Here is a 14398-nt window from a genome sequence, read left to right as displayed (position 1 = left end):
CAATTGCCGTTGACTTTAGTCAACGGAATTTAGATGAGATTTAATTTGGCTTTAGCCAAAAAGTATCCATTATTTGGGTTAAGCCAATAAATAAATGCTTTTAAAAACCTTTGGCTTTAGCCAATAGCAATTGATTATAAAAGAATAAACAGAGAGAATAATTTCTTTAAAATTAACTCTTTGTAAAAAACATTCGATATTCTTTTTTATCTACAATAGATTGTCGATTTTTGTCGCTTCTAAAATCAATATAGATTAAAAATGGCAATTGAGGATAAAGAGATTATTTTATTAAAAGTTTCTGGTCAGGATAAACCAGGGGTTACAGCTGGTTTAACATCAGTGTTGGCAATGTATAATGCCATTGTTTTAGACATAGGACAAGCCGATATTCACGACACACTTTCGTTAGGAATTTTGTTCGAAATTGAAGCAGGTTCTTCTTCAGCGCCAGTTTTAAAAGATTTGTTGTTTAAAGCTTATGAATTGGGTATTAAAGTAAAGTTTATCCCAATCACGATTGAAGATTATGAAAAATGGGTAAAAACGCAGTCTAAACAGCGTTATATCATTAATATTTTGGGCGAAAAACTGACTGCGGCTCAACTGGCAGCGGTAACTAAAATAATGTCAGACCAAAATTTAAATATTGATTCTATAAAACGATTAACCGGAAGAACATCTATTGTAGAAACGGAGATTTATCCGCGTTCCTGTGTGCAATTATCTGTTTCGGGTGAAATTGTTGATAAAACGGTATTAACGGCTAGTTTTATGTTGGTTTCCAGAAGCCTGGATGTGGATATTTCTTTTCAGGAGGATACTATTTATAGAAGAAACAGACGTTTGGTATGTTTTGATATGGATTCTACACTAATTCAAACTGAAGTAATTGATGAACTGGCAGAGTTGGCAGGAGTGGGTGAGCAGGTAAAAGCAATTACCGAATCAGCAATGAATGGCGAAATTGATTTTAGCGAAAGCTTCAAGAAGCGTATGGCTTTGTTAGAAGGTTTGAGCGAAGATGTGTTGCATAATGTAGCGATCAATTTGCCTATTACTAAAGGAGCACACCGATTGATGAAAGCCCTGAAATATTACGGTTATAAAACCGCTATTTTATCAGGAGGATTTACCTATTTTGGTCATTATTTGCAAAAGGAATTAGGAATTGATTATGTTCATGCTAATGAACTTGAAATAAAAGACGGTAAGTTAACAGGAAACTATATAGGTGATATTGTAGATGGCCAAAAGAAAGCCGAATTCCTGAAAGCTATTGCTGAAAAAGAAGGTATTCACATCAACCAAACCATTGCTGTGGGCGACGGAGCTAATGATTTACCAATGATTAATCTGGCCGGATTAGGAATCGCTTTTCATGCTAAACCTACCGTAAAAGAAAGTGCAGCCACTTCTATTTCCAGTTTGGGACTGGATGGTGTTTTGTACTTATTAGGATACCATGACCGCCATATTGATATGATGGACGATATATAAAATACTCAATACCAATATATAAGAAACCTTAGTTCTGATTTTTGAACTAAGGTTTTTTTATTGGATTTAATTTAAAATTGTATTTTTATAATCCAAGAAAAGAAAAAATGATTACAGCTCAAATAAAAAATCAGGATACTACAGCTACAATTTGTTTTTCTTTTATGGAACTAAAATGATGTAAAATATAATTTTAACACATTAGAAAATGAAAACATTAACTTTTAAAATTGAAATTAATGCTCCCAAAGAAAAAGTGTGGTCACTTTTATGGGGTGATGCAACTTATAGAAAATGGGCAGCTGTTTTTTGCGAAGGTACTTATGCAGTAAGCGATTGGGAAGAAGGAAGTATGATACAGTTTCTTACCCCCAATGGTGAAGGGATGCATAGTGTTATTGAAAAAAAAACAGAAAACGAATACATGGCTTTTAAGCATTTGGCAATGATTAAAAATTTTGAAATCGAGCCTGTAGATCCGGCAACTCAGGAATGGATAGGTGCAACCGAAACGTATAGCCTGACAGAGGTAAATGGAATAACTGTTCTCGAGGCTAAAGTAGATTCTACAGATAAATATGTAGCTTTTTTTAATGATGCTTTCGTTGAAGCATTATCAATAATCAAAAAGCTTTCAGAAGAATAATTATTAACTTAAAGTAAAATGTATGGCAACAATTAATCCGTATTTAATTTTTAATGGCAGCTGTGAGGCAGCCTTTTTGTTTTATCAATCTGTTTTTGGTGGAGAAATTCCATACATGGGAAAGTTTAAGGAGATGCCTCAAGATGCTAATTCTCCTGAATTGTCTGAAGAGGACGGTAATAGGGTTATGCATGTCTGCTTGCCTGTAGGTTCAATGATGCTCATGGGAAGTGACAGCAATTCAGCAAGTGGCGATGTTGTTTTTGGGAGCAATGTTTCTATTTCTGTTAATGTCGAAAGTAAAGAGGAGGCGGATAAAATATTTAACGGACTTTCGGTAAACGGAAATCCTCATATGCCCATGGCTGATACTTTTTGGGGGGCTTATTTTGGAATGCTTACCGATCAATTCGGGATTAACTGGATGGTAAATTTTGATAAAAATGGAAAGTAATAAGTATGAAAATCATTAAAAAAATAATAATTGGAATCCTGGCTTTACTTGTGCTACTCTTAGTAATGGCTTTGTTTATACCAAATGATTATACGGTTTCGGTTTCTGAAACTATAAACCAACCTAAGTCGGTAGTCTTTGATTATGTGAAAAAGATTAAAAATCAGGAAAAATACAGTGTTTGGGTTATGCAGGATCCTAATGTTGTGATGAATTATCAAGGTACCGACGGGACAGTAGGTTTCAAAGCTTCATGGAATAGCAAGGATGATAATGTAGGCGAAGGCTCTCAGCAAATTACAGCTGTCTCTGACAATCGGATTGATGTTGATTTGCATTTTGAACGTCCTATGAAAGGAGATGATAAAGCAGCGACTTTTGTAGAAGCTATTTCAGAAAATCAAACAAAAGTTACCAATGAATTCTATGGGCATGCCGATTATCCTATAAATTTATTGTCTGTCATAGGGAAGAAATTTGTTACCGATGCACAAACACAAAACTTAGCTAATCTGAAGAAAATTTTGGAAAAGTAATTATAAAAACTGTAACAAAACCTTAATTCAACTGAGTTAAGGTTTTTTTATACAATCACTTTTTCCTGCATACTTTTCAATTGTTCCAGGTAATCTCTCTGATTGGAAAGTCTTGGAATTTTATGCTGACCACCTAATTTATTATTGTCTTTTAACCAGTCGTAAAATAAATTTTCTCTCGCGACATTAATGATTAAAGGATTTAATGTCATGTTGTTGTAGCGTTTGGCTTCGTAATCAGAATTTAGGGTTTGCAGGGTTTCGTCCAGCACTTTTTGAAAAAGAGTACTATCAGCTGGTTTTTTCTTGAACTCAATCATCCATTCGTGGGCTCCTTTTTCCTTTTCTTTCATAAAAACAGGGGCAACCGTATAATCGATAATTTCCGCTTGTGTGACATGGCAGGCTTTGGCTAAAGCCTGATCGGTATTTTCGACCATTAATTCTTCACCAAAAACATTAATATGATGTTTGGTTCTTCCGGTGACTCTGATTCTGAATGGATTCAAAGAAGTAAAACGAACGGTATCTCCCACGAGATAGCGAAATAATCCCGAGTTGGTAGTAATGACAACGGCATAGTTTTTATTCAGTTCCACATCCGTCAGACGGATTGCTTTTTGGTTTACTGTGCCAAAAGTATCCATTGGAATAAATTCATAAAAAATACCATAATCCAGCATTAACAATAAGTCAGAGGAATGATTTAAATCCTGAATGGCAAAGAATCCTTCGGAAGCATTGTAAATTTCGTAATATTTAAAATCTTTTGCCGGAAGTAAATTTTGATATTGTTCCCTGTAGGGATTAAAGCTCACTCCGCCATGAAAATACACTTCCAGATTAGGCCATATTTCAAGCAGGTTGCTCTTGCCTGTTTCTTCGAGCATTCTGTTCATTAATACGAGCATCCACGAAGGAACACCGGCAAAACTGGTTACATTTTCTCTTTTCGTTTCATTAATAATCGCAGCCATCTTAGATTCCCATTCGCTCATTAGCGAAATTTTGTTGCTTGGTGTACTGCTGAATTCAGCCCAGATAGGCATATTTTCGATTAAAATTGCGGATAAATCACCAAAATAACTGTTGTTGTCTTCATAAATTTGAGAACTTCCTCCCAAACGCAAACTTTTGCCCGTAAAGAGTTCAGAATTTTCATTATTATTCAGATACATACACAGCAAATCTTTACTGCCTTTATAATGACAATCTTCTAAGGCTTCGTTGCTTACAGGAATAAATTTACTTTTGGCATTCGTGGTTCCGCTGGATTTAGCAAACCATTTTATGGGTGATTCCCAAAAAACATTTTGTTCACCCTGACGTGTCCTTTCAATCAAAGGTTGTAATTCTTCATATGTAGAAATGGGAATTCTTTCTGCAAATGTGGCATAGGAATTTATGGAAGCATAATCATATTCTTTGCCTAATACGGTGTTTTTTGCAGCAGCAATAAGGTTCATCAGTAACTCTTCCTGAACTTCATTAGGATATTTTACGAAGAGTTCAATTTGATGAATTCGTTGTTTTAAGACCCAGGAGGCAAATGAGTTGATGAGTTGTATTGGCATTTTTGAAAAATAGGGTTATGAAAATTACCTTAGGAATAATAACTTTACCAAAAATAGGAAAATTTACGAAATATCAAAATTTTAAAATCCAAACTTAATGCAATACGAAGGTGTACTTACAAAGATGCAAACTGAATACGGGAATCCAATTCAATATTATTTGGTTTTTGAAAATAGTTTTTTAAGCGTAAATCAATTATTAGATAAAAATATTACGATCAGTTTTGTAGATTTTCAATGTTTGAATTGTACTAAAAAAAAGAAAGTGTATCGTCAGGGTTTTTGTTATGATTGTTTTTATTCCAGTGCTGCAGCGGGCGACTGGATCATGAGACCTGAGTTGAGTACTGCTCATTTAGGAATTGCCGACAGGGATTTAGTTTATGAAGAAAAAGCCCAATTGCAGCCTCATATTGTCTATCTGGCTTTGTCAAGTGAGATAAAAGTAGGGGTAACACGAAAAACTCAGGTGCCTACACGATGGATTGATCAGGGTGCAAATGAAGCCATTGCTGTTGTTGAGGTTCCTAATCGCTATTTAGCAGGAATCACTGAGGTTGCCTTGAAAAATCATTATGCTGACAAGACCAATTGGCGTAAAATGCTGACTAATGATATAGAAGCAGTGGATTTAGTTGCGGAACGATTAAAATTAGAAAATTTAATTCCTGCCGAAGTGCAGCCCTATTTTTATGCTGATAAAACCGATTTATATCAGATAAATTATCCTGTTTTGCACTATCCGGCCAAAGTAAAAAGCTTAAATTTAGATAAAACACCTGTTTTTGAGGGAAAGTTAACCGGAATAAAAGGGCAGTATTTACTATTTGAAGATGGAACTGTTTTTAATGTTCGTGGTGCCGAAGGTTCGGTGGTGCGCATTGATGTTTAAAATACTTCCTCAGGTGATTTTAGTTGAAAAAGCAGTTCTCGAAAACACTTTAACCTGAATTTCTTAGGATTACGATTTGAAAATATAAGATATTATGAAAATATTATAAAGGGAATAGGTCCTAAAGCGCTATTTTTGTAGTAGTTTACTATTAAAAATTAAATTCCGTCACTATGTTAAAAAAAGCGCTACTCATTATAGGAGCTATCTTATTCTTATTTATAGGATCATTATTTGCAATTCCCTATTTTTTTAAGGATCAGATAAAAGCTAAAATCATTGATGCTATTAATCAAAAAGTAGATGCAAAAGTAAGTTTTGCTGATGCCGATTTGAGTTTGTTTAAGAATTTCCCGAATGCGAATGTAACCATCGAAAAATTAGCCATCATTAATAAAGCCCCTTTTGAAGGTGATACCTTGATTGCTCTGGGAGAATTAAATTTAAAAATGTCTGTTAAAGAACTTTTTAAAGGCGATAATGAACCCATAAACATTGATGGAATTAATTCGAAAAATGGTTTAATCAATATTATTTTCAATAAAGATGGCATTGGGAATTATGATATTGCGATTAAAGACGACAAAAAAGAGGGTCAGGATTCCGAAAGTAAACCCTTAGCACTAAATATTCAGAATTATAAAATAGACAATTTTCAATTTCGCTATTTTGATGAAAGGTCTAAAATAAAAATGCTTATCGACAGTCTGAATCATGAAGGAACAGGAGATTTTGCTGCTTCTAAATTAGATTTGGATACACAGTCATCGGCTAAAATAAGCTTAGATCTGGACAAGGTTAATTATATGAAAAATGTTGCCCTGAATTTAGATGCCGTTTTAGGGATTGATTTGGAAAAAAATAAATATACTTTTAAAGAAAATAAGGCTTTAATTAATCAGTTACCACTGGAATTTGACGGTTTTATTCAGTTGCTTGATGCCGGTCAGGAATACGATTTGAAATTTAAAACCCCAACCTCATCATTCAAAAATTTCTTAGGAGTAATTCCGGCCACTTATGCGGCTAATCTGGATAATGTAAAAACAACAGGCGATTTTACGGTTACCGGTTTTGCCAAAGGAATCTATTCAGATACTACTGTGCCAAAATTCAATGTAGAAATTGCTTCGGATAATGCTTCTTTTCAGTATCCTGATTTGCCAAAATCAGTGCAAAATATTGTTATAGATACTAAAATTATTAATCAAACGGGTATTTTGAACGATACGTATGTTAACATAGATAAACTTTCTTTCAGGATTGATCAGGACGTTTTTAATGCTAAAGCCAATATTAAAAACATCACTGAAAATGCTCTTGTTGATGCGATGTTAAAGGGAACCATCAATTTAGCAAATGTAACAAAAGCATATCCTGTTAAATTAGATAAACCTTTAAGCGGAATATTGAAAGCCGATGTCACTACTAAATTTGACATGCAATCAGTAGAAAAAAGCCAGTATCAAAACATTAATAATGCGGGAACCATGAGTTTGTCCGGATTTAAATATACAGATGAAAACGGAAAATCCATGAACATTAATAAGGCTGAAATAGTCTTTAATCCGTCCAGAGTAAACTTAAAACAATTTAGTGCTTCTACAGGAAAAAGTGATTTGAATGTTACGGGTGTTTTAGAGAACTTTTATGGATATATTTTTAAAAATCAAAACCTTCAGGGAAATTTTAATCTGACTTCTAATCAAATAGCAGTCGATGATTTTATGACCACAACTGATAATAAAAGCGATAGTAATAAAAGCGACAATAAAAGTACTTCCTCAGAGACTAAAAAAGATACGGAAGCGATGAAGATTCCGGCTTTTTTAGATTGTACGCTTACGGCAAAAGCCAATACAGTTTTGTATGATAATTTAACCCTGAAAAATGTTTCCGGAAAGCTAATTGTAAAAGATGAAAAGCTGACTATGGAAAATGTTAAGACTTCAATTTTTGGCGGTTCTATCGGATTAAGTGGTGCGGTTTCAACAAAGGGAAAAACACCTGTTTTTAATATGAATTTAGGCCTGAATCAGGTGGATATTGCGCAATCTTTCACCCAGTTAGATATGCTTAAAAAATTGGCGCCAATTGCAGGAATTGTAAATGGTAAACTGAATTCTACCATTGAATTAAACGGAAATCTTGATGCAAAAGAATTCACGCCGGATTTAAAAACGATTTCGGGAGATTTATTAGGACAATTTATTTCTACAACTCTTAATGAAAAGAATTCTACTCTGTTAACAGCTTTAAGTTCGAATATTAAATTTCTGGATTTAAGCAAAATCAATTTAAATGATTTAAAAGCGGCAATAACTTTTGACAACGGAAAAGTAAATGTAAAACCATTTAACATTAAATACCAGGATATACAGGCGACTATAGGAGGAACGCATGGTTTTGACCAAAGCATGAATTACGATATTAAGTTTAATGTCCCTGCTAAATATTTGGGTACAGAAGCTAATGCACTGATTGCAAAATTATCAGCTGCCGATGCTCAAAAGTTGGAAAGTATACCAATTAAAGCCATGTTAACCGGAACTTTTTCTAAACCAAAAATAACAACCGATTTAAAAACAGCAGCGACTAATCTGACGAATCAATTGGTTCAGCAGCAAAAACAGAAATTAGTTACTAAAGGTACTTCGGCTTTAACAGATTTGTTAAATAAGAATAAAAAACCGGGAGATACCACTAAAACAGCGGTTCCTGCATCAAAAGCCGAAACTCAGGAAAAAGCTAAAGAAGAAGTAAAAGCTAAAGCTACTGATTTATTAAACAATCTATTCAACAAGAAGAAAAAACCAGCTGATACTGCAAAAGTGAAATAAATAGCATGCTATTAATAATAAAAAAATCCATCTCAGGATATTAAAACTGAGATGGATTTTTTTCTTTGGGCTGCTATAGCTAATGTATTATAAAAAAGCGCCATGGAATTTTTGTACCATGGCGCTTTAGTTTATTTAACTAAAATAAATAATATTAGTTTGTGTATCCTGGATTTTGCCAGGCTTTTGCCTGAGCTTCTGATAAATTAGAACCATCTTCATTTCTTAAACCATCAATAAAAGATTGTGGTATTGGACGAAGTTCATGTTTATTAGCTGTAATAGCAGATGCTTCAGTATTAAATGCTTTAGCACGAGTAATTAAAGTACCTGTACGGGATAAAGTTTCCCAACGTTGCCATTCTCCTAATAATTCACGTGTTCGTTCGTTAAGAATAAAGTGTAAAGCACGTTCATAGGCGCTTGAAGCTCCTACTCTTGCAATAATAGCTTCATCTTCTGCTGGCAGGTTAGCAGGGAATGAAGTCAATTGTAAGCTAGAGGCTGCTGTTGTAGGTGCTAAACTTGGATTAGACAAATAGTAGGTATTCATATTCAAGTTAGAATTGATATAATTGGTTGCATTAGTTCCTGTATTCAATCCGTTAGTTTCAAATGCTTGAGAACCATCTCTATAGTATGATCTGTTTTCTCCATTTTTCCATTGTGCTCTGGCACGAATAATGTTAATGTCACCCATTGCTTCAGCATATTGTCCTAATCGTGCATAACATTCAGCTCTTACTAAATAAGTTTCTCCTAAACGAGCCATAGTTACATCACGACGAGAATCTCCTCTTTCTGCCTGACGAGATCCGTCTTCTGTTTTATTGATACCTGCAAAGAAATTGCTGAAACTAGTACCTGTTCCAAATGTTGGAGCTACATAAGTCCCGTTTTTATATAATACTAGTGAGTTAGGTGCATACTGTCCTACTTTTGAAGTTAAAGATCCGGTGCTCGCTGTTTGGCGAGAGCCTACTTTCCATTCAGCCAAACGACTGTTGTCATCTCTCCATGTTGGGTTTTGTATAGCAGCTCCAAAATTGTATCCATCATAAGTGTGATCATCTTTGGTATTTAAAATCATCACAATTGCAGGATCTCCCAGTTGAACTCCATTCGGATTAGTGCCAACAATGGTATTAGCTCCATAAACAGTTTTGAATGTTTTCCACATACGGGAATCATTCACGTGATCGTAAACAGCATAACTGTATTCAGTAGGACGACAGCGTTGGAAATCCATACTTCCAATCCATACACCACGTCGTACCCAACCTCCTGCAAAATTTGAAAACTGAGGCGCAAAGTAGTTGTAAGTACGGTTACCAAAACGACCAGAAGTAATAGGGTCAGCATTGTGTCCTGCTGCCATTAGAATTTCATTTTGTTGTTCAGCAGCTGAATCTACTCCTGTCCAGTTACCGTATAAATCTCTATAGTTACTGGTTAATGGCCCACGGGCGTTAATGGCATAAGTACACGCATCAATAGCTTCATTTAAATCGGCATCTTTATAAGCGCTGTTCCATGCATCATTACGTTCTGAAGAACGGAATAATAAAGCTTTAGCAAGAAAATGAGCAGCTGTAGCCTTTGTCCATGTGATCCCTTTACCATAAGTGAAAATTTCACCTTCAAATAAATTGTAAGCATTTCGGAAATCAGAGATTACCTGTTCCCAACATTGCTCTTCAGTAGATCGGGTAAAATTACGTACAACTCCAACCACTGGAGTTGTTTGAAGTACTACACCTCCATACTGAGCTGTTAAACGATAATAATTGTATCCTCGTAAAAAATAAGCATGTGCTAAACAACGATTTTTAATAGCTACATCTGTAATTTTTTCAGCATTTGCAATAATTCTATTGGCTGATGCGATACCAAAGTACATCTGATCCCATAAAGCCTCTGGTCCAGTTGCGTTATTATTAGCAGCACCTAAGGCAGGAGTGGCTCTAAAAGGAGCTAATCGATTGTCATAAGTGTTCCACATTTGATTCGTTAAATCATTGGCATTGGTAAACTCATCGGTTCCGTAAAGCGTGATTCCATAAGCCCATTCAAAACCAAAATGCCATCTGATATTACCGTATAATGATACTGTTAGTGCTTCAAGTCCCTCTGGAGTTTCAAAGTAATCCGTTGAATAGCGGTTGGTTTGTTCTTCATCCAGAAAGTCTTTGGAGCAAGAGCTGAAAGACAGCCCTGTTAACAACAGCAGACTAATTCCTATATTTTTAAATTTATTCATTTTGTTATATTTTTATGTTATTACTTTATAGATTCGTTATAACTTATTTTAAAATCCTACTTCAATTCCCATAACAAAGCTACGGTTGAATATAGTTGAATTAGTATCAAAATCATACCAGTCAACTGACTGATAAATGCTACCTGGGTTTATGGCCTGAGCATAGATTTTTAGATTAGCTAAGCCAATAGCAGAAGTAGATTCTTTAGAGAAATTGTATCCCAAAGAAATGTTACGGATTTTTACGAAAGAAGCTTTTGTGAATCCAAGAAGTCCTGAGTAAGGATCTCTTGATCCGGCAGATGCTTGTCCTAACAATGGTTTTTGGAATTCAGCATTTGGATTATCAGGAGTCCAGTAATCTATTTGGCGTTGATTGCTTGTACCTGTCAATGCTTCTCCACCTAATGAGGCTGTGTAGCCCATACGACCATATAATAGTGTTGATAACTCAAAACCTTTATAATTAAAAGTATTGTTCCATCCCATAGTCCAGTTTGGACTACTGTTACCTACGATTGTTCTGTCTTCAATAGTCATGTCATAATCACCGTTTTGATCTTTTGGACGCACGTTACCTGGAGTAAAGTTATATCCATTAGCGTTCCATAATTCCATTTCGGCTTGGTCTTCAGGTGTGTCTTGCCATAAACCTAAGTTGTCAAAACCATAGCGAACATTGATTTGTTCACCTATGAACCAGGAATTGTCAACCATGTCATTTTTCCCATAGGCTAATTCTTCAATTTTATCCTTTTGCCAAGCTGCATTTAAGCCACTTTCCCATGTAAATCCACTTTCTGTTTGTACAGGAGTGAAATTTAAAGTAACCTCAACTCCTTTATTGCTGGTTTTACCAATGTTAGCTATAGTTCTGTTGTAACCCGTCAATGTTGGTATATTTACCCCCATTAATAAGTCATCCGTAAAAGATCTGTAAAGTTCTATACTACCGCTAATTCTATTTTTAAGTATACCAAAATCAATTCCAAGATTGTATTGTGTAGTTTTTTCCCATCCCAATGCAGGATTTGCCATTGGAGTTAAGTCATTTGTATAATAAGGTTCATTAGTAGTATACCCTATTTGATTGCTTATTCCATTAAATGGAAGGTTTAAGTTTCTAATATTTCCTTTTGTATCATAAGGATTAACAGAAGAGTTACCAACTGAACCAAAACCTAAACGGAATTTTAGATTATTAACCCAATCAATATCTTTAATAAATTCTTCTTGATCCAAACGCCATGCTAAAGCTGCTGAAGGGAAGAAATCCCATTTGTATCCCTCAGATAGTTGTGATGCCGCATCCCAACGTCCTGACACAGTTAACAGGTAGCGATCGTCAAAACCATAGTTGAAACGAGCCATGTAGGAATAAAGTTGACGTTGTATGATATTAGAACTCATACTAGCACTGTTGTCTGCATTACTTAAATCAATATCACCTAAAGCATTCCATAAGAAAGAAGGTTTAGCAATGTTGCTGGCGCTAAGTGAAGAAAATTCTTCGTCCCATTTAGAGGCTGTTTGCAATAATGTAGCTCCTATTTTGTGTTTGTTAAAAGTACGATCGTAATTAATCATGTTGTCGAAAGTCCAGGAAAAATCACGTTCGTTTCTTAATCTGGCAAAGTTTCTTCCAGGAGTACCATTTGAATTGATTCTATGTGAAGAGGTGCCATCAATATATACTCCTTCTCTAAAATGACGAAAATCAGGACCGAAATTAATTTTATAACTTAATCCCTTAAGCGGTTCCCATATTTTTCCTATTTCAAAAGTTGCTGAAATATTACCTAAAGCACGCATCGTTTGCGATAATTGAGTACTTTTTTCCCATTCATTAATAATCGTATAAACACCGTTTTCTCCACCTGGATTAATTAATAGATTACCATTTGCATCATAAGGAGTTGCGATGTTAAACACAGATTTAGCAGCACCATAAATAGCATTAGGTACGGAACCGCTACGTCCTCCTAAGGTTGACATACCAAAGTCTTGTTCACTCCAGGAAATATTTAAAGAGGCATTAAGTTTGAACCAATCTGTTGGGGTAATATTTGTGGTTAATTTTGTAGTATAACGAGAATAGTCTTGTCCTCTTTGTGTTCCTTTGTTACTAAGGTAACCAAATGAAGCATAGCTATTCACTTTTTCAGATCCGCCGCTGGCACTAATCACGTGCTCATTCATGATTCCTGTACGAGTTACAAAGTCAGTCCAATCTGTATTGGTAACCTTTGAAGGATCCCAAGTACCACTTTCCCAACCTTTCAATACATTAGCTTGAGTAGTATTACCATCTAAAGAACTGGCAAATAATTGTGTGTCACTTGCAAGAGTAGGAGAATTTGGGTGTGCATATTGAAAAGAGTTTGGATCGAGCATACTCGAATTATATGCAGCCCAACGTTTGAATTGTATAAAATCAGCAGCACTCATTGATGGTGAGCGATCTACAATGTTAGTAGTTGTTAATGTGGCAGAATAATTCAAATTGAATCGCCCTGATTTCCCCTGTTTAGTGGTCACAATAATAACACCATTAGCTCCGCGAGATCCGTAAATAGCGGTAGCAGAGGCGTCTTTAAGGACATCGATAGATTCTATGTCTCTCGGGTTTAAAGTTTCGATAGAAGAGGATGATAACAGAGGTACGCCATCCACTACATAAAGAGGATTACTACTGGCAGTTAAGGAACGTTGTCCACGAATACGAACCGTTCCAAGTGTTCCTGGACGTTCACTAGTGGTAATGTCCACCCCGGCAGCTTTTCCCTGTAATGCTTCTAGCGCATTGCTTACTGGTCTGTCGTTCAGCTCTTCGGCACTAACTCTTGTAATTGCTCCGGTAACGTCTGATTTCTTTTGAGTACCATAACCAACTACAATTACCTCATCAAGTTGAGATTGAGTCGGTGTCAATGTTATATTGTAAGTGTTAGCTTCAGTTACTGTTTCTTCTACAGTTTTGTAACCTAAGTAGGAGAATACAATAACATCTCCAGGCTTTGCTGAAATGGAATAATTTCCATCCATGTCAGTTGTACTTCCTTTAGTTGTTCCTTTAATAATTAAAGAAGCACCAGGAACAGGAAATCCTGTTTCGTCAATGATTTTTCCTTTGACTATTTTTTCCTGAGCATACGTAGTGGTACTTAGTAAAAGAACCATTAGCATACTCAATAAATAAAAAAGTTTGTTTTTCATAATTAACTTTATATTACGGTTAGCATTAATTCAAAATTAAATTTTCGGATATTTTTAACTATCCTGTAGTGTCTGTATTGCTTGTTTTTACAAGGAAATTCAGCCTTTAGGAATGTTAATTTCTTTTCTGATTTCAATTAAATTTTTTGATTTTTTGTTAAATACTTTTATGAGTTTATTATTTTTTAAATAATTTTATTCTAAATAAAAAATAGAATGTTAAAATAAATGCAGATTTTGTAAAAACGCTTTATTCTGGAATACCTTAGGTGTTTTTATCTTTTGAAGACAAGAAATTTAACAGATAAACGTTAATGAAAAGCTAACTTTTGTAGGTGGAATTCTAATAGATGTCACTATTTGGAATTTGGATAGATTGTCTGATTTTTGAAAAAATGTTAATAGCAAGAAGTAGAGGAGATTATATCGTTTTCAGCGTATTTTAAAGTACTACACAAATTAATACTACAGCATTTTAAA

The 14398-nt window shown here is 34.9% G+C and carries 9 protein-coding genes; 6 read left to right on the top strand and 3 right to left on the bottom strand.

The genetic code is table 11. The annotated features are described in order from the left end of the window. Positions 1-261 precede the first annotated feature (261 nt). The 4 genes from serB to BUB89_RS02305 all read left to right on the top strand — a co-directional run bounded on the left by serB (position 262) and on the right by BUB89_RS02305 (position 3136). Positions 262-1500, top strand: a complete 1239-nt coding sequence (gene serB / locus BUB89_RS02320) for a phosphoserine phosphatase SerB (protein ID WP_073241458.1) — start codon at positions 262-264, stop codon at positions 1498-1500. 208 nt (positions 1501-1708) lie between these two features. After that, positions 1709-2146 (top strand): SRPBCC family protein, encoded by a 438-nt coding sequence (locus BUB89_RS02315; protein ID WP_073241456.1) that lies wholly within the window; start codon positions 1709-1711, stop codon positions 2144-2146. A gap of 22 nt (positions 2147-2168) precedes the next feature. After that, positions 2169-2600: a VOC family protein gene (locus tag BUB89_RS02310; RefSeq protein ID WP_073241454.1), complete on the top strand. Its 432-nt coding sequence runs from the start codon at positions 2169-2171 to the stop codon at positions 2598-2600. 5 nt (positions 2601-2605) lie between these two features. Then, positions 2606-3136: an SRPBCC family protein gene (locus tag BUB89_RS02305; RefSeq protein WP_073241452.1), complete on the top strand. Its 531-nt coding sequence runs from the start codon at positions 2606-2608 to the stop codon at positions 3134-3136. A gap of 47 nt (positions 3137-3183) precedes the next feature. On the opposite strand, the gene BUB89_RS02300 is transcribed toward BUB89_RS02305, so the two are convergent. Then, positions 3184-4710, bottom strand: a complete 1527-nt coding sequence (locus tag BUB89_RS02300; protein ID WP_073241450.1) for a GH3 auxin-responsive promoter family protein — start codon at positions 4708-4710, stop codon at positions 3184-3186. A 97-nt stretch (positions 4711-4807) separates the two neighbouring features. On the opposite strand from BUB89_RS02300, the gene BUB89_RS02295 reads away from it, so the two are divergent. Both BUB89_RS02295 and BUB89_RS02290 read left to right on the top strand, forming a co-directional pair. Continuing rightward, positions 4808-5602, top strand: coding sequence for a DUF2797 domain-containing protein (locus tag BUB89_RS02295; RefSeq protein ID WP_073241448.1), 795 nt, complete (start codon positions 4808-4810; stop codon positions 5600-5602). 173 nt (positions 5603-5775) lie between these two features. Next, a complete protein-coding gene (locus tag BUB89_RS02290) occupies positions 5776-8442 on the top strand; it encodes an AsmA-like C-terminal region-containing protein (RefSeq protein ID WP_073241446.1) in 2667 nt (888 codons plus the stop codon). Positions 8443-8596: 154 nt separating this feature from the next. Here the strand turns inward: BUB89_RS02290 and BUB89_RS02285 are convergent, their stop codons facing one another. Together BUB89_RS02285 and BUB89_RS02280 are read right to left on the bottom strand one after the other, a co-directional pair. Beyond that, on the bottom strand, positions 8597-10702 hold the full coding sequence (locus tag BUB89_RS02285) for a RagB/SusD family nutrient uptake outer membrane protein (RefSeq protein ID WP_073241444.1): 2106 nt from the start codon (positions 10700-10702) through the stop codon (positions 8597-8599). A gap of 48 nt (positions 10703-10750) precedes the next feature. Next, positions 10751-13918: a SusC/RagA family TonB-linked outer membrane protein gene (locus BUB89_RS02280; protein WP_073241442.1), complete on the bottom strand. Its 3168-nt coding sequence runs from the start codon at positions 13916-13918 to the stop codon at positions 10751-10753. Positions 13919-14398: the final 480 nt, after the last annotated feature.

Origin of the sequence: Flavobacterium flevense, from assembly GCF_900142775.1 — a bacterium.
Taxonomy (GTDB): Bacteria; Bacteroidota; Bacteroidia; order Flavobacteriales; family Flavobacteriaceae; genus Flavobacterium; species Flavobacterium flevense.
This window is presented reverse-complemented; position numbering and strand designations above follow the sequence as displayed.